Raw genomic sequence first — 23,724 nt, forward strand, 5'->3', positions numbered from 1 at the left:
AGTCCGGATATCTTCTTCGAAAGAAGACTGCGAACAACCTACGTCGCATAGGGGACGAGACGTAACCTCCACGCTTTTCTGGATGGCAGGATCACCGCCTTCAACATCTCGGAGATGCCAAAGCAGTCTTTCAATCGCGCGCCAATCAGCAGCCAACCGAAGTGTGGCGGATAATCGTTGGCCACGGCTCCGGTAATCGCATTAGTTCTCAGACCGGGTCTCAATTCGCTACGCGTTCGGCCTCAACCAAAGTGTTCGACGAGATGCAAAGGACTTCAATGACGATCATCACTGGCGATGCCACTTCGGATCAACTTGTGGTCACTGTTGGCAAGGAGTTGATCAAGGACGTGATCACGGCTGCCTGGAGCAAGGTTGCAAAAGTTCCCGAGTGGGTGAAACACCGCTACGAGAAAGAAGACCCTTTCGGACTCGAGGCGGCGAAGTATTGCGAGAGAGTGCAGGAACGGTACGGCACGATGCGCATCATCGGCATGGCGCGACCGATGCCAATCCACAACATCTTCGTGCGGGTGAACATGCTTCACAAAATATCGGCGCAGCGCCGCTCCTCCATCGAGGATCTCGAAGAGCAACTCAATTGCGACCAGAACGGCTTCGGGCAGGTGTCTAACACCCTTGAGGGTCAGCAGGTGGTCAATCGAGAGCCACGTCTCGTCGTGTTGGGAAAGCCAGGTGGCGGTAAGACCACTTTTCTCAAGTGGATCGCGTTGTCTGCTATCGACGGCCAGTTCACGGAGCGCCGCATGCCGGTCTTCATTCCGATGAAGGACTGGAGCGATGGCAAGGACACCTTGCTTGAGTACATCCGTGATGAGTTCAAGATTTGCGGCTTCGAGGATCCGAAGGCTTTCGTGGAAGGAATGTTGGAGGCCGGCTCCCTCATCCTTCTGTTCGACGCGCTCGACGAAGTCAATGACAGCGATCGTCTCGTCAAAGCGCACAAGGAAATCCGAGATCTGGCGAGCAAGTATCCGCAGGTGCGAATCGTCGTCAGCTGCCGTACGGCCGCCTACAACTATCTGTTCGAGCAATTCTCGGATGTAGAACTTGCCGACTTTCACCAAGGCCAGGTCAAGCAATTCGTGCGCAACTGGTTTTGCGATCAATCGCAGAAAGCCGACCTCTGCCTGGCCGAGCTCTCTCTCGAAAAGAACAAAGCCATTCGCGATCTATGCCAAACGCCGTTGCTCCTGACGCTGATGTGCTTGGCCTTCGACGAGGGAATGACGTTCCCCAACAATCGCGCCGAGTTGTACAAGGAAGCGTTGGACGCTCTTTTGAAGAAGTGGGATGCCTCTCGCTCGGTCCGGCGAAACACAGCCTACCAGCAGCTGTCTCTAGCCAAGAAAGAGCTGCTGCTCAGCCGCATTGCGGCCAAGTCTTTTGAGCGGGGCGCCTATTTCATTCGCCAGTCTGACCTCGAGCAGGAAATCGGCGTGTTCATGACTAACCTGAAGGTAGCGCCCGGCACTGATGCGGGAGATGTGGATGCCGCTGAGGTACTCAAGGAAATCGAGTCGCAGCACGGTGTGCTGGTCGAGCGTGCCCAGCGCATCTACTCGTTCTCGCACTTGACGTTTCAGGAATACTTCACTGCGCGCACAATCACCGAGAACACCAATCAAAGCGGCCCAGCGGACCTGGTCCAACGACATGCCAATGAGCCTCGCTGGCGGGAAGTTTTTGTGCTGACTACCGGGCTACTAACGGAGGCCGACGACTTCGTTAAGCGCATGCGCGAACAGCTGTCACTGATCGCGCAAACGAATTCGGAGGTTCGCGACTTCCTCAATCAAAACGCTGCTCTCGTTTATGCTGCAGCAGCCATTCCACTCCCGCTACGGCGGGCGCTGGCTCTCGCGCACGTCGCAGACCAGCTCCAACTGATTGAGCCGAGCTATGGGGCCGTAGTCAACGCGTCCAAAGAATTAGTCGATGACATGCAAAAGGAGTTCGGCCGCATTAAGAAGATCGAGGTAGCAACCATCCAGACTCTTAAGATGGGCCTGGACGAAGCGCGCGAGAACGTCGGCAAGGTCGTCAAGCACGTCGCTCAATATCATCGGGGTGATGTCAAGGCACTGAACGAATATATACAGCTCACGCGCCTGCTGGTGAACTGCCTCAACGTCGACGCTTACATCACCACACCTACGCGCGAGCAGATCATTTCGAGCATCCTGATCGAACAAGCGGCGGCGAAAGCGCGCGCGTGATGAACAACTCTCGCGCGTACTGCGAAAGCGCCTTAACTACGGCACCTGACTCCTCAACTCCCGCTATGTGGCCCGCCTCGTCGACAAACTGGTGCAAACATCGTACGTGGCCCGCCGAGCGACCCCATGCCGGCTGGCGGCGCGACGTCTGCCTGCAGTCTGAAGCTGTCATTCCGCCGAAGTTTTCTGATGACTGCTCCTGGCCGAAAGCAGACACAGTCATACGTAGCTGGCCATTGATAAGTACATATTGTCGTTATTGCCTACGTGGGCCGCGGCGCAGTCGCTCTGTCCTGAGGTCAGTTAACAGCAATAGTGCGGACGGGCACTTGGGCTTGACAGTCGGATCTCGCGATCAACAGCACGCTGTGGCTTCACAGCTACACCAGCCATTTATGATGGTGCTCCTTGCCATAGAAGAACAAAGACCATGCCCAATATAGCCGCCATTCTGAAAGAAGAGATCGCCCGCGTTGCCCGCAAGGAAACGCGATCCGATACGCAACAGCTGAAGAAAGCGTCAGCGCACCACCGTTCGGACATTGCAGCTTTGAAGCGCCGAATCTCGGCCCTCGAAAAACTTGTTGGTCGTCTCGGAAAAGCTGCTGCCAAAGCGGCACCGGTGGCCATGTCCGATGAACCGGCCAGCAGCTTTCGTTTCAGCGCAAGCGGTTTACAGGCACAACGAAAACGCCTGGGCCTGTCGGCTTCGGAAGCAGCCTTGTTGTTAGGCGTTTCTGATCAATCCGTCTACAAGTGGGAGAACGGGAAAACACGGCCACGTGCCAGCCAATTTGCATCCATAGCGGCCTTGAGAGGCCTGAGCAAAACAGAGGCTGCGGCGCGCTTGGGGGAATTGGCGGCTTAAGACTTGGCCGGCTGGGGCCAACCAGGGGGTAGGGGAGGCGCACTGACCTGATGCGGTCCCTGCATCAGGTCTTCCTGGTTCAGCCGACCTTGAAAAATTCCCTACTCGGGAATAGGCGGCACGCCGCTCCACCACTGCTCACCGGCAACCTCGGTCGCATCGCGCCCACCGTGCACCGTTTGCGCCTGGATAGCCCAGTCCGCAACCTGCAAAACATCGGCTTCATTCGCAGCCAGTTCCATGATGCGGTCAGTAAATACTCGCCGCCACTGTTCGTGCGGACCTTTGCAAAGATGGTATGGGTGCTTCGTAAACAACCATCCTATCGATCCTGGGTCGGCCACCCGCCTTTGCTTTCAAGCACTTACGCTCGTTTCCAAGGGGGCAAACGCCAAAGTAACTATCATTCTCCTTAGCGTAAGCTTTGAGCCGACGCGACCCAGCCCCCACCCAATGCCTGGTACAAGGCGGCGCTATCGACGAGGCGTTGTGACTTAGCCGCTATCAGGTTGATTCCATTCTGTTGCGCCTGCTGTTGTGCAGTAAGCAGTTGGACGTAACTGGCGGCGCCCAATGCATATTGCCTTTGCATGGATTCCAGAGAACCCTGCGCTGCGATATCGGCGGTTGCCAGTGCAGCCAGTGTTTGTGCATCGTTGTCCAATGCGCGCAGTACGTCGGCCACATTGCGTAGGGCTTCGAGCACGACGCTTTGGTAATTTGCTGCCGCCGCATCGAATGCGGCCAACGACGCCCGCTTTTCGGCGGGCAAGCCGGGATTGAAAAGCGGCTGGGTCAACTGCCCGATGAGACTCCATACCGCCGAGCCGCCGCCGAACAATGCGCCGGTGCTCAATGCCTGCGAACCGAGGCTGGCACTGATGTTGAGTTGTGGATACAACTTGGCGACCGCGACGCCGTATTCCGCGTTGGCGGCATGCAATAGGGCTTCTGCGGCCTGAATGTCGGGGCGGCGGCGCACCAATTCGGACGGCAAGACCAGCGGCAGGTCAGACGGAAGGGTGAACTCCTCCAGGGTGAAGGTGGGTAAGCCTCCCGCGCCCGGCGCCCGGCCAGCGAGCACCGCCAGCAGATGTTCGTTCTGCTGGAGTTGTTTGCGCAGCAAGGGAAGTCCAGCGCGGGTCTGTTCCACCTGGGTTTGCAAGGCCAGTACATCGTCCGGCGCAGCCTGACCGAGGCGAACCCGCTCTCGGGTGATGTGCAATTGTTCGTCCTGGGCGCGGAGGATGGCCTCCGTGGCCTGGATTTGCCCAGCGAGCCTGGCTTGGGTGATGGCGGTGGTGACGATGTTCGCCGCCAAGGTCAACCGCGCACCTTCCAATTCGTAGCGCCGATACTCGGCGCGGGCCGCCAGTGCTTCCAGTGCCCGCCGGTTGCCACCGGCCAAGTCGAGTTGGTAATGCACGCCCACCGAGGTGTTGTAGAGGTTGAACACGCGTGCGTCGCCGGTTTGCCCCAATGTGCTGGGGTTAACGCGCTGACGCTGCCCGCTCAGGTTGGCATCGACTTGGGGATACAAGGTGGAGCCGGCTCGCGCCGCATAAGTCTCCTGCCCTTGACGCAAGGTGGCCTGTGCCGCTGCCAGCGTGGGGCTGGCTTGCAGTGCCTGGCCGATCAGGTCGGTGAGTTTGTCGGAGCGGAGCTCTTTCCACCATTCGGCTGGCACGGGTGCTGAAACGAACTGCTGTTGGTTTCCCTGTATCCCTGGGCTGGCGACGGTCACGACAGGCAGCGGAGCGGTCGTATAGCCCGTCACAGCAGGTGAAGCAGGACGCTGGAAATCAGGACCCACCGCGCATCCCGCCAGCACGGCGACCAGAGGTAACAATAAAACCATTTTCCCCCATGGTTGCAACTTTCGGCTGTGATTTCGACTGTTCATTTTTTCTTCCTTTGTTTGTCTAAACGGTGGATGGGAGCGGGCCAAGATGCGCAATACGTTTTTAGAACTCAATACTCAGCGCGACAGAGCCGTAAGCTTGGTTCGTCCGCTGCTCCTCGAATTCCCGTGAACGGTAAACACGCATCACGGCCAACTTGACGCCATGTCCAACCACCAGGCCATGAACACTGATCCCGACAGCAGCCTGGGCCACCCACGGCCGACGCGTAACACTGTGGCTTGATCTAAAGAGGTTTCCGTCGAGTGAAAAGTCGTGCGCGACGAGCTTTGTTTCCAGCGTTCCGAAAAGGTGAATACCTGGACGCGGTTTGGCCACCGTAGGATAGGCATGGTTTGAGCCGCTGTGGATGGAGGCTGCGGATGGCGGGCGGTTTTCGGCGCCGGGTCTGATCGGATAGGTCCCGAAATCGTTCGGTAGATTCCAGCCGATACGCCCTTCGATGCCCAGGGCAGCGGAGGTTTCGATGTTGCCTAGTCGCAGTCCCAGTGAGCGTATCGAATCGGCAGAGAAACCAGGCTGAATCGCGCCCGTTCCGCGATAGTCCTTGAATTTGCGGTCCATCGCCATTTGCATCGCAGGCTCATTCTTCAACTGATGTTGCCAACCCAGAAATTTATCGGCACCGATTACATCGTGAACCAGATTTTGTGACTGTTCCGCGAGAGACAACGGGCCGATGACGCCCAATGTGATCTCGCGCGTGTCGAGTATCTCCAAGTTGCTTTGTGGTTCATGTTTGCGACGGTTCCACGACATGCCAACGTACAGCAATCCTGCATAAGGCCGATCGTCCAGGATCAGATCGGTTCTGGCGAAATCTTTCGGTGTGAACATGGACTGGCCAAACTTCACCACCACGTTTTGCGTATGGACGGAGTCTTCCGCATCGGACCAAAAACCGGGGTTCACAAACTTGATGAGTTCCGCATGCAGTCGCACCGGGGTCGGCAGGCACTCGGTTCGAAGCTTGCCGGCGATGTCGTGTGAAACAGCGGTGAGAGCCACTCCGTTCGTGTAGTTTTGGTCGGTGTCGGCAAAGAGGTCGTTCTCCAGTCTGGCGGTCAAGCCCCTGAATCTGAGGACCTCATCTGCCTTGCAACCTTTGATTCTGGAGATATCTTCATTGGCGGCTTGGGCGATAGCCGGCGCCATGTGTAAAAACAGCGTGAGTATCAACGCGGCTTTTCCCCGCCCATGCCTTGGCGGCAGAGGCATCGTGAGAGGAGGAAAATTTGCGGCAAATTCATGCGAAACGCACCTGCGACGGCGCGAACTATCGGCAGGTGTCACCGAGGCCTTCATAGCCAACCTCCCGTGAAACCCGCTCGCCGCAAGCCGCTGGCAATGTATGGGCAGTTTCGCATCAGTTGCCACAACAAACCGGTTCGATAATTTTCGATCATCAAAATAATCGGCCCTTTATTAAGCCCGTAATGCCAGCGCGATACCCATCCAAAGGGGTTGCCGGATATTGCGGGATGGGTCTGGTTAAAAGTCGCTTTGAAGCCGTAGGGATCGGACTCTGTTAATTCAACCTGGCGAATAAGATGGGCCATCGTTGGCAGCACAATCTCTGGCGCGAACGGCAGCGATGCCACCACGGCCCACGGCGCGATGGTGCCGTCATCTGGTCCGTACGGCACGCCGCGCCCCACATAATCGAAGAATTGGCGCTCGATGCCGTTCACTTTGATGGTGTCCGGGCCGGGGCCGTCGCTCGCGGTAAGTCCCCAGTAATGCCGACCATAGCCAGCGAACTTGAGCGGGTTGTCGATCGCGTACTGTTGTTGCGCATAAGTCGCGCGGCGGCTGTTCTCGAAATAGTCGATGCCCTTGCCACGCATGAAAGCGTCCTGAATGCCGCGAAAGTCGATCCAAACATGCGAGAGCTGATGTGTGAACAACGGACCGGCGTAGAGATATTCCTGTCCGTAACATTGCTCCCACCGGTAAGTCGAAGTCCACGCGGCGTAGCTGCTCTCGGGTAGCGGATGAGTGGGGGAGCCCAGCCCCAGCGTATACAGCAGCAACGCCTCGTCGTAGCCTTCCCAGCGGTACTTGAGAAATCCGCTTTCGGGCGTCCAGCCGTGCGTGACCGTGGCGCCGCCATCTTGCGCCCACGGCCAATCGGCGCGGCGATAGAGCGCATCGGCGAGGGTGCGGATTTCATGCTCGTCGGCCGTGTCCGCGTCAAAATAAATTCCCGCCGTCAACGCGCCCGCCAGCAGAAAAGCGCTGTCTACGGTTGACAGTTCGCATTGCCAGGCACGCCGACCGGTCTGCATGTCGAGAAAATGATAGTAAAAGCCCTGATAGCCAGTGGCGTCAGGCTCCGGGCCTTGCGGGCTGTTCCAGAAAAACCGCAGGGTCGCAAGCGTTCGTCCCACTGCCACGCCGCGCGACATGAATCCGCGCTCGACAGCCACCGGGTAAGCCGCCAACGCCAGGCCGGTGGCGGCAATACTGGCCGGCCAATCCGCTGCAGTCTTGTCGATCACCAGCCCGTTGACGGGGTTCGTCTCATGCAGAAAGTAGCTAAATGATGCATGCTGAATCTTTTCCAGTTCGGCATCGACGGTTTGTGTCCCCCTGCTCATAGTGTCACCTGGCCCGCCCAGGGTCGGGGTGCTGATCGAGGCTTCGGGCTCTGACCACTTCAGCGTTTGTCATAGAAATGCTCCAGGAAGGGCTTACGAAAATCCTGGTGACATGCGAGGCAGCTGTTTTGCAGTTTCGCAAACGCGGAAATCACCGCTTGCCCGTCCTCGCGCGTAGCTGCCTGCCCCACTGCTTGTGCTGCCTGGTGGGTTTTTTCGTCATAGCCCTTGAATTTGCTAGCATCGGCGCCGACAACACTCAGGATGCGCATCTTCTCGCCCAGTGGCGGCTGGGGATGGTCGGCAACCAGCGTTGCAATTTTTGCCACCAGTTCCCAGTCCTCACGGGAAATGCCATCGGTAATGACCTGCATGTTCTTGCCCATGTCTTGCATGATCTTGCGGAGCGCCAGCGGCTTGGCCTTGCCAGCGTTATCGGCCCAGGCCTGCAAGCAGGTGATAGCCAGGAGCGTGCCGATGGCTGTGACTGTGAAATATGTTTTGAAAGGATGTCGGTGTTGCATGGAAGTTTCCTTATGCGATTGGTTCGTGTTCTTAAGGGATGGCCTGCCCAGTCGGCACATCGGCGTCTTTGCCTGTACCGAGGTTGAGCAGCAAACGGCGATAGTTGGGGGAATCTGTGAGCAGGCGGCGCGCGAGTCGCTGTAGCTCGTCGACAGTTTCGGCGGGCAGCGCGAAAGAGGTGGGAATGCTCATGTAACGCTCCCGTTCGTTTTCGTCGGTGATCGCCTCGAGGGTCACTTCGACCAGATAGAATTCGGTCTCTTGCCCGCCTTCGCGCCGAACGCGGTTTTCGATTTGTGACTTGAACAACTCGGTGGTTTCGAACGAATAGCGGTTAATCGGAATGTCCTTGACGTTGCGAATCACCTGGAACACCGTCGGCACGGCTTCGACCCGGTCCAGCGACAGGTCGGGGCGGGTTTCGGCGCTGACCATGATCAGTACCACCTTGCGTAGCGCCGGTGCTCCCAGGGCACGGGTCAGGCGCTGCGGGTTGCGTTCGGCGAGGATGCGATCGAGCAGGCCACGCAGGCCGGTGTTGTCCGAAATGCCGCCATCGAGCAGGTGAATGTATGGACGTCTCGCTCGATCGAGATAGGAGCGCAGTTCGCTCGCCTTGTAAAATCGGCGCGCTGACTCGGCGCGGTCATTCAAGGCTTGAGGCACCCAGTCCGGCTCCCGATAATCGCACTCGCCCGCGTAATTGCGCAGGGTCAGCGGGCTGAACGCGATGGGCACGGCGCTCGATGCCGCTACTGCGTGGGCAAGCAAATAGGGCGTCAGGTCAGAACACATCAGGTCGAACTGATCCTGGGTGAATTCGAAGCGCGTGCCCAACGACATGTCGCTGGCATTAATCAGGAGGAACGGTCGGCCCCGCCGCTGCAGGTCACCGAAGGTGGCGCCGCGGAATATGTTCTCGTCGAGGTATTCGGCAACCAGATCGATGCGGCCGAATTGTGGGCTCGAGGAGCGCACCAGATTGGCTGGGGCCAGTATCTTGCGCGCGATCTCGCCTTGCACGTCACGCTTGAGAAAATCGCGTTCGAAGTCCGTAAACAGGCGCTCGCGGTACAGGGCATAGTAGGCAGCGGTGTAACTGCCGCCCGACACGGCGGAGATGATGTCCACCTCATCGAGCAGGCGTTTGCGACGACCTTCCCAAATGATCTCGGTTTTGGCGAGTTGGTCGAGCACACCATAGGCCATCGTGGCGGCGCGCGTGCCTCCGCCGGAGAATGTCAGGACCACTAGCAGACTGCCCGAATTTTCGTCTGGGGCTAGGGTTTCCAGTCGGTAGCCGGATGCCGGGTCGTGCCGCTCCAGCTTGGCATTCGCCTGATAGTGCGCGCAGCCGGAAAACAGCAGCAGCAGACCCAGCGTGGCGGCAACGCGTGCCCACCCTATTGTTTGGGGGCTTGCACTCACGCGCCCGTCTCCCTAACAGTGGTAATTGAGACCAATTGATCCGTAACTTCAATGTTCATGACGGAACCTCTATTCAAATGGGCACCTGTTGCGAAGCTCACGGTGGCGTGCCTTGGTAAAAATCGTGTAAAACGGCTACCGCTTCTTCAGCCTTTTCGACGACCGTAAACAGTGCGGTATCGGCGACGCTGATCATTCCTTCCTCAATGAGAAAGTCGAAGTTCACCGCATGCCGCCAGAATTCACCCCCGAATAACACGATGGGAATGCGCGCCATCTTGCCGGTCTGCACCAGGGTTAGCACCTCGAACAGCTCGTCGAGCGTGCCATATCCGCCCGGGAAGGCGACCAGCGCCCGCGCACGCAGCAGGAAGTGCATTTTGCGCAGGGCGAAATAGCGGAACCGGAATGCAAGCTCGGGGCTGATGAAGGGATTGGGCTCCTGTTCGTGCGGCAGGGTGACATTGAGTCCGATGGAGCGCGCACCGGCCTCGAATGCGCCGCGGTTGGCCGCTTCCATGATGCCGGGGCCGCCCCCAGTCACAACCACGAAATCGCGTCGTTCTTCCTGCTGGAAACGGGACGAGACCAGGTGCGTAAAGCGCCGCGCCTCTTCGTAGTAGCGCGCATGGGCCAACTGACGCCTGGCCGTGGCAAGATCGCGTGCCTGCAGCGGGTCGGACTGTCCGGCTGCCATGCGCGCCTCGAGATCGGCAAGCCCTGCTTGCGCCTCCTCGTGGGAAACGACGCGCGCGCTGCCGAAGACGACGACGGTTGAGCCGATCCCTTGCTCGCGCAGCTCATGCTCGGGCTTGAGCAGTTCCAGTTGCAGACGCAGCGGACGCAGGTCGTCCTGGGCGAGAAATTCGACGTCCTCATGAGCCAGCCGATACGCCGGCCCGTTCATGATAGCCTCTCGCAGCGTCTTGCGTTGGTCAGAATCAGTCATGTCCGCCACCTCCAGTCCGGCCGCCCCATTGCACGCGCGTGCCGGGCTCCGGCACTGCCACGTCCCAGCCACGTTCGGTGCGCAGTCGCTCGGCGACTGCGAGCGCGGCGCTGGCCTCGCTATGCACCACGAAAGTTCGGGCTGGAGGCTTGCGGAAGTTGGCCGACCAGCCCAGCAATGCGGGCTGGTCGGCATGTGCCGACAATCCACCCACGGTGTGGATCGCCGCGCGCACGAGGATGTCTTCGCCGAAGATGCGCACCCGTTTCGCGCCATCAACCAGACGCCGACCGAGGGTGCCTTGCGCCTGGAATCCCGTGATCAGCACGCTGCATTCGCGCCGGGGCAGGTTGTGGCGCAGGTGGTGCTTGATGCGCCCGGCGTTGCACATGCCGCTGGCGGAAATGATGATGGCGCCCGAGCGGATCTGGTTCAGCGCGATGGATTCCTCCGCGCTGGCCACGAAGTGCAGGTAGGGCAAGTCCTTGCCGATGGTGTGCCAGTCCGCCAGCCGCTTAGCCGCGTCATCGAACAGTTCAAGGTGCTGCATGGTGATCCGCGTGGCCTCGGTGGCCATCGGCGAGTCGACGAACACCTTTAGATTACGCAACCGGTCTTCGCGGGTGAGGCGGTGCAGGTGATACAAGATCTCCTGGGTGCGGCCGACCGCGAACGCCGGAACAATCACGTTGCCCCCCTGTTCGTGCAGGGTGCGCTCGACGATCCCGATCAACTCGTCCTCTGTTGCTGCCAGATCCTTGTGCGTGCGGTCACCGTAGGTGGACTCCATGAGCAGGATGTCCGCTTCCTCGATAGGCGTCGGGTCGCGCAGAATCGGACGCCCCGGCTGGCCAAGATCGCCGCTGAACACGAGCTTGGTGGTCTGGCCGTGTTCGGTGACCCAAGCCTCGATGATGGCCGAGCCAAGGATGTGGCCGGCGTCGCGGAAGCGGCAGCGCACGACCGGATGTGGCGTGAGTTCCTGGTCGTAGGCGATGGGTCGCATCTGGCGCAGACAGTCGCGCGCGTCTTGCATCGTGTAGAGCGGAGTCGGCGCCGCGCTCCTATCATGTGCCGACTTGCTGTTGCGCTTGGCCCGCTCGACATCACCCGCCTGGATATGCGCGCTGTCGGGCAGCATCACCTGGAGCAGGTCGGTGGTCGCGGAGGTGGCATAGATCGGCCCCTGGAAGCCCGCACGGGTGAGCTTGGGCAGCAGGCCGCTGTGGTCGATGTGCGCATGAGTCAGCAACACGAAATCGATGGATTTCGGGTCGAATGCGAACGGCTTGCGGTTGCGCGCCGGTGCCTCGCGCCCGCCCTGCACCATGCCGCAGTCCACCAGGAAGCGTGTGTCCGCAGTCTCCACCAGGTAGCACGAACCGGTGACTTCGCGCGCTGCGCCGAGAAAGGTGATGCTCATTTTGTATTTCCTTCTGATGGTGCGATCCGGTCCGGGCTGTCGAAGGTGTCCCCGTGCCGTTGGAAGACTTTGGGGCTGCCGAGCGCTTCGAACGGCACCTGCTGCAAGCAATGTGTGCTCATCGCGTTCCTCCTTGTCCAGGGCTGACGTTCTGGCGCGCATGTTCGCACGGTGGCGAGACGCTTCTTCAGGTTCATTTCATATCTCTCGCCGTTATGGCGGGTTTCCCGCGCGACCGGCCTTGCCAGGAAATGGCTGCGATCGCCACCCACACCAGCGTTCGGAAGCTCATCGCGATGACCGTGCGCATTTCATAGGCCCCGCCGGCATAGACGTGCGCGCCGAATGCCGCAAAGGCAAACGCAGTCGCTGCGGCGATGACGACGGCCAGCCACACCGCCCAGCGATGCCGCAGCCACAGTCCAGCGCCAGCGATGACGTAGGCGAAGCCGGCCAGAAAGTTGAACCAGGGCACGAACGGCACGTAGTTTCCGACAGAGGCTTGCGCCGCTTCGCCACCAAACAGGATCGCGCCGCCTTCCTTGATGGTCAGCAGGCCGAAGCCGACAGCGACTACGGAAATTGCCCAGATACGGAATCCGTTTTTTGGCATGGATATCCTCACGTTTTTTCCATCTCCTAGAAATTTCCCGCCTGCTTTCATTTCGATGGAACAGCCAGTGCGGCCCGGTAAAGGGCGCAAGCCTCGGCAGCCTTCCGCAGGAACGATTCCCCCCGCTGCGGGATGGCATGGGTTTCGAGCACCAGTTTCTGGATGACGCCGACAAGGGAAGTTGCCGCCGCATGTGGTTTGACGTCCGCTCTGATGAGTCCCTTCTGTTCGGCGCGAGCGATGATTTGGGCCAGGCGGGTGGCGTAGTAACCGATGAGCATCCGCACGCGCCGCTGAAGACCGGGATGGCCATCCTGTGCCAACCACGACAACAGGCGCCTGGGGACGTCGGGGTGCCTGGCGATGAACGTGATCTGCTGTTGGAATATGCTCTCCAGTTCCCGCAGCGGGTCGTCTTCCCCCCCGCGCTTGACTGAGCGCAAGAGTCGGCCTCTCACCCTGGCAATGAACCTTTTCCGGCCACCGTGACTGTCCGTTTGCGGAGGCGACCATCCATCCTCGGCCACGGCGGCGGCTCCAGGCAGACTTCCCATATCCGCGAGCAGGTAGTAGCGCGTGGTTTCCCACCATCGCTTGAGGTGCTCCTGCTCGAACCGATTCATGCTGTCGCTCGTCATGGTGCCCGCTCCTTTACTTTCAAAGTCAATCAAACCCACGCCCTTCGCCAGCTTCCTCATGGGTCACACCGTCGCGGATGTGGTAGATGCGCTTGAAAGTGGGGATGATCTTTTCGTCATGGGTGACGACGATGATGGCGGTCTCGAACTTCCGAGCCATGTCATTGAGGATGCGGATTACAGCCATGGCGCGCTCACTGTCTAGTGGAGCTGTGGGCTCATCAGCCAGGATCACCGGAGGGCGATTGACCAAACCTCGCGCAATGGCGACCCGTTGCTGCTCGCCACCGGAGAGTTGCGAGGGCATGGCGCGAGCCCGGTGTTGCACATCGAGCGCGGTGAGCAGTTCCAGTGCCTTCGCGCGCGACTCTCCATTCGCGACGCCTGCAAGCATCGGCAGCAGCGCCACGTTGTCGGTGACATCGAGAAACGGAATCAGGTATGGTGCCTGGAAAACGAAACCGATCTTGTCGCGCCGCAAGGCGCGCAAGTCGCGGACTTTCCAGCCATCGTCGTAGATCACTTCATCGCCCAGCGTCATGCGACCGGCTGTCGGCTCGATCACCGCACCCAGACATTTGAGCAGCGTGCTCTTGCCCGAGCCGGAAGGGCCGATCAGTCCCACCACTTCACCTGGCGCAACATGCATATTCACGTCTCTCAAGGCAAAGACAGCGGTGTCACCATCGCCATACCGCTTGCTTAAACTTTCGATGTGGATGCCTTTGCCGCTCATCTCAACCTCCAATGGCTTCGGCCGGATCGACCTTGAGCGCCATTCGAATGGCGACGATGCTGGCTAGAACGCAGATCACGAGCACGGCGAAAAAACCGGCGATGGAGTCGAATGGCATCAGCAGTACGTACTTGGGAAACAGGGGCGCTGAGAAAGTGGCTGTGATCTTGCCGACCACGAAACCAATCACGCCCAGGGCGAGCGCCTGCTGCATGATCATCGCGGCGATGGTTCGATTGCGTGTGCCGATTAGCTTCAACACCGCGATTTCGCGGATTTTGTCCATCGTCAGCGAATAGATGATGAAGGCAACGATAGCCGCGCTAACGATGGCCAGAATCACTAAGAACATGCCGATCTGCTTGGCCGAGGTGGCGATCAACTTGCCGACGAGGATGTCTTCCATCTGTGCCCGGGTGTAGACCGTCAAACGCTTCCAGCGTCGGATGGATTCGGCAACCTCGTCCGGCGCATGGCCAGGTTTCAGTGTGACCAGTACGGCATTGACGAACGCGTTGGTGCTCTGTGAAGCAATCACGACATCCAGCAAACCTGGAACACCGGGTCGATTGAAGGCCGGGTTGGCTTCGGTGCGACGCCGGCTTTGCCAAATGGCGTCGTTGTCCTTGAGGAACTGAGCCTCCTGGGCATCCTTGAGCGGAATGAATACCATCGGGTCGCCGCTGGACGACACCATGCGCCGTGTCAGCCCTACGACGGCGTAATGATTTCGGCGAATGGCAAGACGATCTCCCAGTTTGAAGCCGGTGGCGATGTCGGCCACTGCCTCGTAGTGACCGCGCGTGATCTGGCGTCCAGCGACGAGATAAGGAGGCCATCCGGGTGTAGCCCCCAACGCGCCGGGCGCGATGCCGACCACCATGGTGCGTACATCACTCTCGCCTTTGCGCACCTGCATGGTCAGGTAGGTCACGTTCGCTGCCTGGGCGACTCCCGGCATGGCGAGGATGGCGCGATGCACGTCATCGTTGAGGCTTGACGACTCCGCATAAGGACCCAGAGTGTCTTTTTGCACCACCCAAAGGTCGGCGCCACTGTTGTCGAGCAGCGCCTTGCCGTCGTCCACCATGCCCCGGTACACCCCGGCCATGACTAGGGTGACGCCGATCAGCAGACCCAGACCGATGCCAGTGAAGACGAACTTTCCCCAGGCATGGAGAATGTCGCGGCCGGCCAAGCTGATCATCGTGGCACTCCGGGGATGTGGTCGACCACATGGATGCGGCTGCGCGCCGTCAGTGCCTTTTCGCTATAGGTCACAACCTGGTCCCCATTCTTGAGCCCTTCGCGCACCTGCACGTAACCATTGAGGTCGGAAGTCCCGAGCTTGACCGGGGAGAAACGCAGATCACCATCCACGATTTGCCAGACACCGACTTTGTCGCCCTCACGCTGGACGGCAGCGTTGGGGATCAGTGGAGCGGCCGGGAGCGCCGGCAAGTCAACCGTGACTTCGGCCAGTTCACCCACCGGTGGCAAAGGTTCTGGTTTGTTATCGAATGTCACCTTGGCGAGCGTTTCCTCGGTTACCGAGTCGGCCTTGGGTTCCACCCGCAGCACGCGACCTTTCAAGGTCTTGCCGCCACGCGAACGCAGTGCGATACGAGCCGGTAGCCCCCCAGCCAGCCCCGATGCGCTGATCTGGTCGAAGCGCACATTGATCCACAAACTCTTGGGGTCGATCACTTCCACCACGGCCTGGCCTGCGACGATGGTCGTGCCGGGATCGGCATCACGCACGGCGACTACACCGTCGACCGGCGCGATCAGTCGCAGATTGCTCCGCTGCGCAACCAGTGCTTCACGGTCGGAGCGTGCCCGGGCAATATCTTCCCGAGCAGCGGATAGGCCGGCATCGGCGATCTGCAGCTCCTGCCGCTTGGTGGTGACGATTTCCTCGCTGGTCGAGCGCACCGCAAACAATTGCTCATAGCGGCGCGCCTGGGTTTGCGCGTAGGCTTGCCGGGCTTCTGCCTCGCGCAAAGCTGCTTCCGCACGCTTGAATGCCGACTCCTGTGAGCGCACTCGGTCATCGAGGTCGACCGGCTCCATCTCGCCGAGCACCTGTCCGGCCTTGACCTGGTCGCCTACATGCACCTCCAGGCGTTTGACGCGCCCGGCAAACGTTGGCCCGATCTTGTAGGTGTAGCGCGCCTCCACCGTGCCGATGCCGAACAGCGCCGGTGTGACTGTCCGCGATTCCACGGTCACGACCGTCACCGCGACCGGCGCCAGCGGGCCGGATCGGAGGCCAACGTAGATAAATAGTGCAAGCAACGGGACGATGACGGCCAGGAGCGCCAAGGTGCGGCTTTGCAGTGGTAGACGTTTCATAGGGCGCTCCCGATGCCACGCCGATAAATTGCAAATACACGTGGCGCATCGCGGCGGATGTTGGCAACATCGCCGGCCAGCAGCGATTGCATCACCAGCCCCTGGATGGTGCCGATGAAGAGGGTGACGGCAGCCTCGGTATCGAGCGCGGCATCCAGCTCCCCCTGTGCTTTGCCTTCCTTAATCAGCCGATGCAAACGCTCGCCATAGTGGCGGATGAGCGTCTGCACCATGCGCTTGGGGGCCGTCTCCCCCGCACGTTGCAATTCGCCAAACATCATCCGCGGCACCCCGGGATGCTCGGCCACGAAATCAATATGCGTCATAAAGATTGCCTCCAGCGCGGCAATCGGGGAAGCAACGTCCTGCGCGGCCTTGTCCACCCGTGAGAGCAAGCGTTCCGCTACCCACGCCATGACCGCTTGCAGGATGGAATCCTTGCTGGGGAAGTGGCGAAATATCGCGCCCTGGGTCAGGCCCATGCGCTTGGCAATGGCGGAGGTGGTGATGTCATTGGGATTCTGTTCGGCAGCCAGTTCGACTACCGTCTCGACGGTTATTGCGCGCCGCTCGTCGGCAGGTAAATGTTTAGCATGGTCATTCATCGTTTCGCCCCCTAAAGTAAGTAATCAATTACTATCTTATCAGATTGGAATTTCTATGCAAGTAGAGTTCTACGCAACTGAAGGAGCGAGTTTGTGGATCTGCGTCACAGTGCGCCGCTGTTTCCGCGATTTTTTTGCCTCAACTCCTAGGGGAAGCTCTGATCAAGCACTGATTTCTCCCGCAACGGGTCGACCAGCTGCGGATTCGAAGTGGATTGAGTGTCAAAGGAGGTCCTCTGGAACCTTGGCGGCGCGTTTGGGGCCCCAGCGGGCGCACCTGTGCCCGCAGGCCATCCAGTAGGGGCCCTCTGACGGTGAATAACGGTGGATAAATTACCCAGCGCGGCCGCCACGAACAGGCGGTTGCCATTCTTGGCCAGACCCCGGTAGCGCACTTTGGCAAAGCCGAAGATGCGTTTGATCACCCCGATGGCGTGTTCCACCCACGCCCTGACTCTGGAGCGCTGGCGGTTGATCTCGTGCTGCATCTGGCTCAGGTACTTGTAGCCGCGCCCGCGCTGCTGGGTCAGGTCCTGCGCCCAAGGCGAGCACTACTCGATCACCTGGCATCACCGATCGTGGCTACTCTAGCTTTCGGCTGAGTTCGCTGTCTCGATGCCAGGCCTTGATCTGGACTTCCAACTCAATTACCTGCTTGTCCAATACCTTCAGGTGATCGAGTGGCCGTTCAACGAGTAATCGGAATGATCCCGGCAATTCATTGGTGGCATCTTCGATGAGTTCGGGAGCACGGATTGCAATGTGACCGATACCCTGCGGAATAATCAAGCCGAATTCTGGCTGCATATTCCGGTCTACTTGACCATCTGTGCCGGTAATCGTTGACCGGCAACCCTAAAAGTTCTGCTCTTGACCATGTTGACTACTGACTTACACGGCAGAGCGACTTGCTTCTATCGGTCAAGCAATAGACATTTGCTTAGATGGCAGAATGCGGCCAACAACGGACGTACATGCCGAACCCCTCCGCGCGCCCTAGGGTACGTAGGTAGCAGCCGTACATGGCTTGGCAAGACCTCCGGCATCCGCTATCATTTCTCACTATGGCTTGCTCGCAAATTGCGTCGATTATTCACACCATTCGAAAGATGGTGGGTTAGCGCGCGGCCTGTGTAGCCATAAGCAACCCGCCCCGTGAGGCGGGTTTTTTTCTGTCTTCCGGGGCTTCTCAAAGTCACTGGAGATCGCAATGAGTACATTCGAAACGACGCAAAATGCGAAAGCCTTTTCCGCGCCAGCAGTATTTCACATGGTTTGCGGAAAAATTGGCTCCGGAAAATCGACGTTGACCAGGCGCCTTGCGATGGAGCCGATGACGGTTCTCATTTGCGAAGATGATTGGCTCGCACGTCTGTATCCGAACGAGATTCATGCCATCTTGGACTACGTTCGCTGTGCCGGTAGATTACGTGGGGCGATGGCCAGCCACATCGAAGCACTGCTCACCGCCGGAATTTCGGTCGTGCTCGATTTCCCATCAAATACCACCCGCACAAGAGCTTGGGCACGCGAGATCTTCGAGAAAGCGGGCTCGTCACATCTGCTGCACTATCTTGACGTCTCCGACGAAGTCTGTAGGGCCCGTTTACGTGCTCGCAATACATCAGGAGGGAACCCCTTTGAAACGAGTGATGAGGATTTCGACCAAATTACGAGTCATTTCGTCGCACCCGCCGCGGATGAGGGCTTTAACGTAGTCCGCTACGGCTGAATGAGCTCTGCCTGAGGCCGTTCGGGTACCCGAAGGCAGGGCAAAGACCGGATCCAGAAGGAAGAACACCGCAAGACCAGCATCCGGGCCAAGGTGGAGCATCCGTTTCGCGTGATCAAGCGCCAGTTCGGCTTGACCAAGGTGCGGTTCAAAGTGACTCGACGGCGCACCGGGCCTGCTATTCAGGAGCAAATGCAGTTTTCTCCCAAAATGCATCGAACCCGTCCTACAAAATCGGCCGAAAGCGGGACCATACGATGTCCACAATTCCATCGAGATAATGAGGAATCGGGGAACATGCATCAAAGCCGGCTAGCAACAATCGTCATCGACTGTCAGACCGAAAATCTGGAGGCAGCCGCTGCATTTTGGTCAAAAGCATTGGGAGGGGTAGCTGAGCAACTCCCTGACCCCGAAAACTCGAACTATCGCCAACTGGCCACGCCGCCAGGAGAAGTAACCGTGTTGGTTCAGTCAGTCTCCCATTCCAGCCGAGTGCATATTGATATCGAAACAAACGATATTGAGGCGGAGGTCGTGCGTCTTGAGAGCCTGGGCGCGCGACGCGTCGCGCAGATCAAGCGTTGGTGGGTGATGGAGGCGCCGACAGGCCAGCGATTTTGCGTCGTGCGGCCTCAGCGTTCTGACTTTGAGGATCATGCCAACGTCTGGAGGTAGCCTTTACTGAGGGCTCAACTTCAAGGGCAATGCTGGACAAATGGACATACAACAGCCATCTCTTATTCACGACCCTTCCGCATGCTGGCTTAACTTGGCTCGACATCAATTACGAAGGAAGCCGAATGTTTGAACTTGGGGTGAACTGGTGGGAGCTACCTGTACGAGCCACCCTTATTTATTTGGCGCTGCTGGCAATGGTACGTGTTTCAGGTCGACGAACTGTCGGCCAGTTCACGCCGTTTGATCTGCTGGTTGTCATGCTTTTGAGCGAGTCGGTTTCATCAGCGCTCAACGGTGGGGAAGAGTCAATCACTGGTGGGCTACTTGCTGCTCTCACCTTGGTTACTCTTAACATGGCGGTGGCGTTAGTGACGTCCCGAATACATCAGGTGCAGCACCTATTGGAAGGCCGTCCTATTCTGGTTGGGAGGGATGGCCAAGTCTACCGTGACGTTCTCAACCGGCAGCGCGTTCCCCTGGCAGACATGGAACAGGCTTTGCGCGAAGCCGACTGCGATAGCAAGGAGATGCGATTTGCCTTCCTGGAGGCTGATGGAAAAATCAGCATCTTGAAGAATTCGGGCAATGATGTGCATGCGGGGTCCCAATGAATGACACTGACCTGCCCTCGGCGGGTTGCGTGTTGCTGCTCGTTGACTTCATCAACCCTCTAGATTTCCCCGGAGCCGGGGATCTAGCGTCCGAAGCGTTGTTGGCCGCCCATTCGACAGCCGCATTAAAGCAAAGGTTGCAAAAGTGCGGGATTCCAACGATCTACGCAAACGACAACTTCGGTAGCTGGCAATCGAATTTCAGAGATATTGTCAAAAAAGTCAGTGAAGGTGGGGGCGAATCTGCTCAGATCGCGAGAGCGTTAACGCCGCAAAAAGGCGATCTAACCGTTCTCAAACCTCGACATTCAGCGTTTTTGGGTTCACCACTGGATTATCTTCTCAACCGTATTGGTGCCAAACGCATTATCGTAACGGGGCTCGCAGCGGATATCTGTGTCCAGCTCACAGTAGCCGATGCTTTCCTCCAAGGCTACAGCACGCACGTTCCTGAAGACTGCACGGCTGCAGAATCCGCCACAGCGAAGAAACAGGCGCTGAAATATATGCAGCGGGTGCTCAAGAGTGATATCTCATCTTCGCTATTTATTGATGGTCCGTCATTGCTAGGTGAGGGGCGATAAGAGGTTTGGAGTCTGCTGCAATGGCCGGCCGGGCTGGTCACCCTATTAGTTTCCTAATCGATGGCTCCATCGCATAAAGGCTGACAAAACTGCTCCTTCTTTTTTTTGATCCCGGCAATGCACTGTTGCCTACTTGGGCGTGCAGACGTCGTGTTGCGGTGGCGCTTGGTATTTGCCTGGCGAGACGGCCTTCGCGGTGCGAGCTGGCTGCCGGCTTCCCAGCGTAGCACTAGAGCTTTGGTGGGCTTGGGCAGTGAGCCAGCGCGGCGGCCTTGTTGAGCTTTGGGCTTTTGGCTTTTGATGCCACGCTCCCAGGAGCTGACACACATGCGGCTTGAGGCTAAGCTCAATTGTTCATTTAAAACTCCCAGCGATCCGCGGGCCAATTTCAGGGACTAGAGAATTTCTTTTAGGTCTTAAATATTGCGGGGCCGTTGCTCACTCTCTCTCCGACAAGACGGCATTTTCAATTGACGTATGACTTCAAGTCTCCTGTAGACCTGAGGCCACTGCACTAATTCTTCTGCCGTGGGTGCAGGCCCTCCTTGTTGATAGGCGATCATTTTTTCGTGCAGCGCACGATCGCGGTCCAAATTTATCTGACCACTAAGCCGCTCCGCTTGAATCGCCGCCCGCAGCTTGTCAATGCAACTTGATTTAGGCATGCTGGTTTTTCTCTCCGGCGGATTTTTTACTCCTCTGTGGTGAATGCAAGTTTATATCCCCACAAACTGGCCTACAAATTGAAATTTCAACTCAGTTTTTTTGAGTCTTTCCGAATCGCTAAGTCTGCGGGCCGCCGATTTAAAACTATTACAAATTCGGTGCACCACATCTTCCATGGAAGTTCTGGGCTAGTGTTTACTCCAAGTTCCCCATTTTTTTGAATAAATTATCGGAAGAAATGGACTATTGAGTATTTTTTCTTATTTTTGCAGGCCGACGAATGGCTGCAAGTGGGCCAAAGGAATAGGATGAGTAATGCTTCTTGGTGAATTGTCTTTACGGTCCAAACTGGCTGGGTTACTGATGGCGACATCGGTGATTCCACTGGGTGTGTCGGCCTTCTTTGACATTCGCGAAATGCGTGAGAAAGGGATCAAAGATGCAGAAGCATTGCTTGCCGCACGTGCGGAGCAGATCTCACGCGAAATGGACAGTACGCACAACGGATACCGGCAGTCAGCCGTTCGTGTTGCAAACCTGCCTGCCGTGAAGGCGTACTGCGTTGCGCCTGAGAATGGGCGCCAAGACCATCAGGATCGCTTGCTCGGGATTTTTGCTACTTTCAATAAGAGCGATGCTGCTATTCACGGACTTACTGTCATGGACGGTACTGGCCGAATAGTCGTTGCATCAGAGAAATCGCTTGTCGGGTCCGACCGGTCAACACGGCCCAATGTCATCAAGGCGCTACGCGGCCAATCTGTCACCAGCGACATAGCCTTCGGGATCCGACAGGGGCAGTTGCAGCCGACAGTTGTCTATTTGGAGCCCGTACGTGATGACCAGAACCGGGTCATTTGCATTGTGGCCATGGGGGTGCACGCAGAGGTGTTCTGGAAAGTTCTACGATCCTCCCACGGGACGGCGGGGCCCAACAGCTTTGCGGTGCTGTATGACAAGCTGGGCATTCGGATCGGGACGTCGCGGGAAGAGTCTTTGCTTTACCGACCAAGCGGTGATCTCGGGCGGGATGAGGTGGAAAGCCAGGTGGCGGTGAACCGGTTCGGTGACCGCACGCGGGAATTTCTTGGAGATGTGCACGCTTTTCCGCAACATTTTGAACGCGCCCGCGCGGCAGGCACCGATTCTGAGGTATTTCGTGGGTCATCGCCACTGAACAATGCCGTTAACTTTGGTGTGGCACATCGTTTGTCCAGCGTGCCGTGGACTGTTTTTTACATGGTCCCAGAACAAAATATCTTGGCCGAAATTTCTAAGGCTGCGCGAGAAAAACTCTTGCTTGTTTTGGCAATCATGGGTATCTCCGCCGGCTTGGGATTATTTTTTGCAGCGAGCATTCTCCGGTCAATCAGAGCTCTTAGTGACGCGACCACAGCTCTCACCAGCGGTGTGGACGATGTACGAGTTGCAGTGCGAGGCAATGATGAGCTGGCCCGGCTTGGAGTCAGTTTCAACGAAATGGCTGACAAACTCCAAGCCCAAGCAAACGATTTGCAGAAGACGAATCACCAACTTCGTACTTACTCTCGCGAGCTGGAAGTAACGAACAAGGATTTGGATGCATTTGCCTTTTCTGTATCACACGATTTGCGCGCCCCGCTACATGTAGTAGATGGATTCTCGAAGTTGCTCGCTGACAAATTTGAGGGGAAACTTGACGACAAAGCTGGACAGTACCTCTCCAGAATTCGTTCCGGCGTTATTTTGATGGAGCAGTTGGTTGAGGGTTTACTCAGGCTCTCGCGTCTCGGGAGGAAGCCGCTGGATAAACAACCGGTCAATATTGCCGAGTTGGTATGCAATGTCGTACGAGAAATGCCTGAGGTGATGTCCAGGCATTGCCTGGTAGAAATTCCTGCCGATCAATCGCCCGTTTTGGCGGACCGGGTGTTATTGCGACAGGTATTTTCAAATTTGCTGTCTAACGCATGCAAATTTTCGTCAAAAGAAATCAATCCGAAGGTTTGCATCGGTTCTCAGTCAGTGGATGGTCAGCAAATTTACTTTGTACGTGACAATGGCGCCGGGTTTGATCCTGCGCACGCAAATCATTTGTTCGAGCCCTTTCAGCGCCTCCATCGTGCCGATGAATTTGTTGGACTTGGTATCGGTCTGTCGATTGTGAAACGGATAGTTGAACGGCATGGTGGCCGAATCTGGGCGGAGGCGGCATTGGGTGAAGGCGCGTGTTTCTACTTTACGCTGGGTGACGGTCTTATTGAGGAGAGAAAATTCAGCGTTAGTACAGTTGGTACTTGATTGATCAGCACGTAAGCGAAGGCGGGGTGCAGAGCTCGACCGCTCGAATCCTGTCTTCGTATGAATACATGAACTACCTCCTGGTAGTCCAAGTTTTTGTCCGCATCCCCTCGGGTCAGACTTCAACGCAATTCAACAGCCTGTTGGCACTTCATTTCATAGAGAAGGCCGAAAAAAGCCACCGAGCTGCGGATTTTTTGAAATCGACGGATTGCAATAGTGACCCGGAACCCGCATGGATTAAGGAAAGTGATTGAGTGTTGACACT

At 57.8% G+C, this 23,724-nt stretch carries 23 protein-coding genes and 2 pseudogenes; 8 read left to right on the forward strand and 17 right to left on the reverse strand.

Features of this window, described 5'->3' with window-relative positions; all coding sequences use genetic code 11:
* Nucleotides 1-278 precede the first annotated feature (278 nt).
* On the forward strand, nucleotides 279-2,240 hold the full coding sequence (locus B7X65_RS15000; protein WP_293595096.1) for an NACHT domain-containing protein: 1,962 nt from the start codon (nucleotides 279-281) through the stop codon (nucleotides 2,238-2,240).
* Between the two features lie 430 nt (nucleotides 2,241-2,670).
* Nucleotides 2,671-3,108 (forward strand): helix-turn-helix transcriptional regulator, encoded by a 438-nt coding sequence (locus B7X65_RS15005; protein ID WP_293595097.1) that lies wholly within the window; start codon nucleotides 2,671-2,673, stop codon nucleotides 3,106-3,108.
* A 101-nt stretch (nucleotides 3,109-3,209) separates the two neighbouring features.
* Here the strand turns inward: B7X65_RS15005 and B7X65_RS15010 are convergent, their stop codons facing one another.
* From B7X65_RS15010 to B7X65_RS15090, 17 genes and pseudogenes are all read right to left on the reverse strand, one after another.
* Nucleotides 3,210-3,350, reverse strand: a complete 141-nt coding sequence (locus B7X65_RS15010) for a hypothetical protein (RefSeq protein WP_293595098.1) — start codon at nucleotides 3,348-3,350, stop codon at nucleotides 3,210-3,212.
* A 170-nt stretch (nucleotides 3,351-3,520) separates the two neighbouring features.
* Nucleotides 3,521-4,966, reverse strand: a complete 1,446-nt coding sequence (locus B7X65_RS15015) for an efflux transporter outer membrane subunit (protein WP_324487369.1) — start codon at nucleotides 4,964-4,966, stop codon at nucleotides 3,521-3,523.
* Between the two features lie 106 nt (nucleotides 4,967-5,072).
* Complete coding sequence (locus tag B7X65_RS15020) at nucleotides 5,073-6,335, reverse strand: lipid A deacylase LpxR family protein (RefSeq protein ID WP_293595100.1); 1,263 nt, start codon at nucleotides 6,333-6,335, stop codon at nucleotides 5,073-5,075.
* A complete protein-coding gene (locus B7X65_RS15025) occupies nucleotides 6,332-7,630 on the reverse strand; it encodes a glucoamylase family protein (protein WP_293595101.1) in 1,299 nt (432 codons plus the stop codon). The genes B7X65_RS15020 and B7X65_RS15025 overlap by 4 nt, the downstream gene beginning before the upstream one ends.
* A gap of 59 nt (nucleotides 7,631-7,689) precedes the next feature.
* Nucleotides 7,690-8,154 (reverse strand): cytochrome c, encoded by a 465-nt coding sequence (locus tag B7X65_RS15030; protein ID WP_293595102.1) that lies wholly within the window; start codon nucleotides 8,152-8,154, stop codon nucleotides 7,690-7,692.
* Nucleotides 8,155-8,185: 31 nt separating this feature from the next.
* Nucleotides 8,186-9,583 (reverse strand): patatin-like phospholipase family protein, encoded by a 1,398-nt coding sequence (locus B7X65_RS15035; protein ID WP_293595103.1) that lies wholly within the window; start codon nucleotides 9,581-9,583, stop codon nucleotides 8,186-8,188.
* Nucleotides 9,584-9,680: 97 nt separating this feature from the next.
* Nucleotides 9,681-10,532 carry a TIGR00730 family Rossman fold protein gene (locus B7X65_RS15040; protein WP_293595104.1) on the reverse strand — a complete coding sequence of 284 codons (852 nt, stop codon included), beginning with the start codon at nucleotides 10,530-10,532 and terminating at the stop codon, nucleotides 9,681-9,683.
* The gene (locus B7X65_RS15045) at nucleotides 10,525-11,955 is read right to left on the reverse strand and encodes an MBL fold metallo-hydrolase (RefSeq protein WP_293595105.1); all 1,431 of its coding nucleotides are present in this window, start codon (nucleotides 11,953-11,955) and stop codon (nucleotides 10,525-10,527) included. The genes B7X65_RS15040 and B7X65_RS15045 overlap by 8 nt, the downstream gene beginning before the upstream one ends.
* Entirely contained in the window at nucleotides 11,952-12,152 is a 201-nt protein-coding gene (locus tag B7X65_RS15050) for a hypothetical protein (protein ID WP_293595106.1), read from the reverse strand. The genes B7X65_RS15045 and B7X65_RS15050 overlap by 4 nt, the downstream gene beginning before the upstream one ends.
* The gene (locus B7X65_RS15055; protein ID WP_293595107.1) at nucleotides 12,149-12,568 is read right to left on the reverse strand and encodes a hypothetical protein; all 420 of its coding nucleotides are present in this window, start codon (nucleotides 12,566-12,568) and stop codon (nucleotides 12,149-12,151) included. Before B7X65_RS15055 ends, B7X65_RS15050 begins: the two co-directional genes overlap by 4 nt.
* A 47-nt stretch (nucleotides 12,569-12,615) precedes the next feature.
* On the reverse strand, nucleotides 12,616-13,206 hold the full coding sequence (locus tag B7X65_RS15060; protein WP_293595108.1) for a hypothetical protein: 591 nt from the start codon (nucleotides 13,204-13,206) through the stop codon (nucleotides 12,616-12,618).
* Between the two features lie 25 nt (nucleotides 13,207-13,231).
* Entirely contained in the window at nucleotides 13,232-13,942 is a 711-nt protein-coding gene (locus B7X65_RS15065) for an ABC transporter ATP-binding protein (protein WP_293595109.1), read from the reverse strand.
* Nucleotide 13,943: 1 nt separating this feature from the next.
* The gene (locus B7X65_RS15070; protein WP_293595110.1) at nucleotides 13,944-15,149 is read right to left on the reverse strand and encodes an FtsX-like permease family protein; all 1,206 of its coding nucleotides are present in this window, start codon (nucleotides 15,147-15,149) and stop codon (nucleotides 13,944-13,946) included.
* The gene (locus B7X65_RS15075; RefSeq protein ID WP_293595111.1) at nucleotides 15,146-16,297 is read right to left on the reverse strand and encodes an efflux RND transporter periplasmic adaptor subunit; all 1,152 of its coding nucleotides are present in this window, start codon (nucleotides 16,295-16,297) and stop codon (nucleotides 15,146-15,148) included. The genes B7X65_RS15070 and B7X65_RS15075 overlap by 4 nt, the downstream gene beginning before the upstream one ends.
* Complete coding sequence (locus B7X65_RS15080) at nucleotides 16,294-16,902, reverse strand: TetR/AcrR family transcriptional regulator (RefSeq protein WP_293595112.1); 609 nt, start codon at nucleotides 16,900-16,902, stop codon at nucleotides 16,294-16,296. The genes B7X65_RS15075 and B7X65_RS15080 overlap by 4 nt, the downstream gene beginning before the upstream one ends.
* A 353-nt stretch (nucleotides 16,903-17,255) precedes the next feature.
* A pseudogene (locus tag B7X65_RS15085) lies at nucleotides 17,256-17,375 on the reverse strand (IS5/IS1182 family transposase); the annotation flags it as partial.
* Between the two features lie 115 nt (nucleotides 17,376-17,490).
* A pseudogene (locus B7X65_RS15090) lies at nucleotides 17,491-17,724 on the reverse strand (IS110 family transposase); the annotation flags it as partial.
* Between the two features lie 388 nt (nucleotides 17,725-18,112).
* On the opposite strand from B7X65_RS15090, the gene B7X65_RS15095 reads away from it, so the two are divergent.
* The 6 genes from B7X65_RS15095 to B7X65_RS15120 all read left to right on the forward strand — a co-directional run bounded on the left by B7X65_RS15095 (nucleotide 18,113) and on the right by B7X65_RS15120 (nucleotide 23,713).
* On the forward strand, nucleotides 18,113-18,634 hold the full coding sequence (locus B7X65_RS15095) for an ATP-binding protein (RefSeq protein ID WP_293595113.1): 522 nt from the start codon (nucleotides 18,113-18,115) through the stop codon (nucleotides 18,632-18,634).
* Nucleotides 18,635-18,931: 297 nt separating this feature from the next.
* Entirely contained in the window at nucleotides 18,932-19,312 is a 381-nt protein-coding gene (locus B7X65_RS15100; RefSeq protein ID WP_293595133.1) for a VOC family protein, read from the forward strand.
* Between the two features lie 125 nt (nucleotides 19,313-19,437).
* The gene (locus B7X65_RS15105; protein ID WP_293595114.1) at nucleotides 19,438-19,926 is read left to right on the forward strand and encodes a DUF421 domain-containing protein; all 489 of its coding nucleotides are present in this window, start codon (nucleotides 19,438-19,440) and stop codon (nucleotides 19,924-19,926) included.
* Nucleotides 19,923-20,510, forward strand: a complete 588-nt coding sequence (locus B7X65_RS15110) for an isochorismatase family cysteine hydrolase (protein ID WP_293595115.1) — start codon at nucleotides 19,923-19,925, stop codon at nucleotides 20,508-20,510. Before B7X65_RS15105 ends, B7X65_RS15110 begins: the two co-directional genes overlap by 4 nt.
* A gap of 981 nt (nucleotides 20,511-21,491) precedes the next feature.
* Entirely contained in the window at nucleotides 21,492-23,456 is a 1,965-nt protein-coding gene (locus B7X65_RS15115; protein WP_293595116.1) for a sensor histidine kinase, read from the forward strand.
* Between the two features lie 68 nt (nucleotides 23,457-23,524).
* On the forward strand, nucleotides 23,525-23,713 hold the full coding sequence (locus B7X65_RS15120; RefSeq protein ID WP_293595117.1) for a hypothetical protein: 189 nt from the start codon (nucleotides 23,525-23,527) through the stop codon (nucleotides 23,711-23,713).
* Nucleotides 23,714-23,724 lie beyond the last annotated feature (11 nt).

Source organism: Polaromonas sp. 39-63-25, from assembly GCF_002278925.1.
GTDB lineage: Bacteria > Pseudomonadota > Gammaproteobacteria > Burkholderiales > Burkholderiaceae_C > Polaromonas.

Bases quoted from the DNA above. Each gene is read 5' to 3' on its own strand.
- B7X65_RS15000 (WP_293595096.1), top strand. From the start codon at position 279: ATGACGATCATCACTGGCGATGCCACTTCGGATCAACTTGTGGTCACT.
- B7X65_RS15005 (WP_293595097.1), top strand. From the start codon at position 2,671: ATGCCCAATATAGCCGCCATTCTGAAAGAAGAGATCGCCCGCGTTGCC.
- B7X65_RS15010 (WP_293595098.1), bottom strand. From the start codon at position 3,350: ATGGAACTGGCTGCGAATGAAGCCGATGTTTTGCAGGTTGCGGACTGG.
- B7X65_RS15015 (WP_324487369.1), bottom strand. From the start codon at position 4,966: ATGGTTTTATTGTTACCTCTGGTCGCCGTGCTGGCGGGATGCGCGGTG.
- B7X65_RS15020 (WP_293595100.1), bottom strand. From the start codon at position 6,335: ATGAAGGCCTCGGTGACACCTGCCGATAGTTCGCGCCGTCGCAGGTGC.
- B7X65_RS15025 (WP_293595101.1), bottom strand. From the start codon at position 7,630: ATGAGCAGGGGGACACAAACCGTCGATGCCGAACTGGAAAAGATTCAG.
- B7X65_RS15030 (WP_293595102.1), bottom strand. From the start codon at position 8,154: ATGCAACACCGACATCCTTTCAAAACATATTTCACAGTCACAGCCATC.
- B7X65_RS15040 (WP_293595104.1), bottom strand. From the start codon at position 10,532: ATGACTGATTCTGACCAACGCAAGACGCTGCGAGAGGCTATCATGAAC.
- B7X65_RS15045 (WP_293595105.1), bottom strand. From the start codon at position 11,955: ATGAGCATCACCTTTCTCGGCGCAGCGCGCGAAGTCACCGGTTCGTGC.
- B7X65_RS15050 (WP_293595106.1), bottom strand. From the start codon at position 12,152: ATGAACCTGAAGAAGCGTCTCGCCACCGTGCGAACATGCGCGCCAGAA.
- B7X65_RS15055 (WP_293595107.1), bottom strand. From the start codon at position 12,568: ATGCCAAAAAACGGATTCCGTATCTGGGCAATTTCCGTAGTCGCTGTC.
- B7X65_RS15060 (WP_293595108.1), bottom strand. From the start codon at position 13,206: ATGACGAGCGACAGCATGAATCGGTTCGAGCAGGAGCACCTCAAGCGA.
- B7X65_RS15065 (WP_293595109.1), bottom strand. From the start codon at position 13,942: ATGAGCGGCAAAGGCATCCACATCGAAAGTTTAAGCAAGCGGTATGGC.
- B7X65_RS15070 (WP_293595110.1), bottom strand. From the start codon at position 15,149: ATGATCAGCTTGGCCGGCCGCGACATTCTCCATGCCTGGGGAAAGTTC.
- B7X65_RS15075 (WP_293595111.1), bottom strand. From the start codon at position 16,297: ATGAAACGTCTACCACTGCAAAGCCGCACCTTGGCGCTCCTGGCCGTC.
- B7X65_RS15080 (WP_293595112.1), bottom strand. From the start codon at position 16,902: ATGAATGACCATGCTAAACATTTACCTGCCGACGAGCGGCGCGCAATA.
- B7X65_RS15095 (WP_293595113.1), top strand. From the start codon at position 18,113: ATGAGTACATTCGAAACGACGCAAAATGCGAAAGCCTTTTCCGCGCCA.
- B7X65_RS15100 (WP_293595133.1), top strand. From the start codon at position 18,932: ATGCATCAAAGCCGGCTAGCAACAATCGTCATCGACTGTCAGACCGAA.
- B7X65_RS15105 (WP_293595114.1), top strand. From the start codon at position 19,438: ATGTTTGAACTTGGGGTGAACTGGTGGGAGCTACCTGTACGAGCCACC.
- B7X65_RS15110 (WP_293595115.1), top strand. From the start codon at position 19,923: ATGAATGACACTGACCTGCCCTCGGCGGGTTGCGTGTTGCTGCTCGTT.
- B7X65_RS15115 (WP_293595116.1), top strand. From the start codon at position 21,492: ATGCTTCTTGGTGAATTGTCTTTACGGTCCAAACTGGCTGGGTTACTG.
- B7X65_RS15120 (WP_293595117.1), top strand. From the start codon at position 23,525: ATGAACTACCTCCTGGTAGTCCAAGTTTTTGTCCGCATCCCCTCGGGT.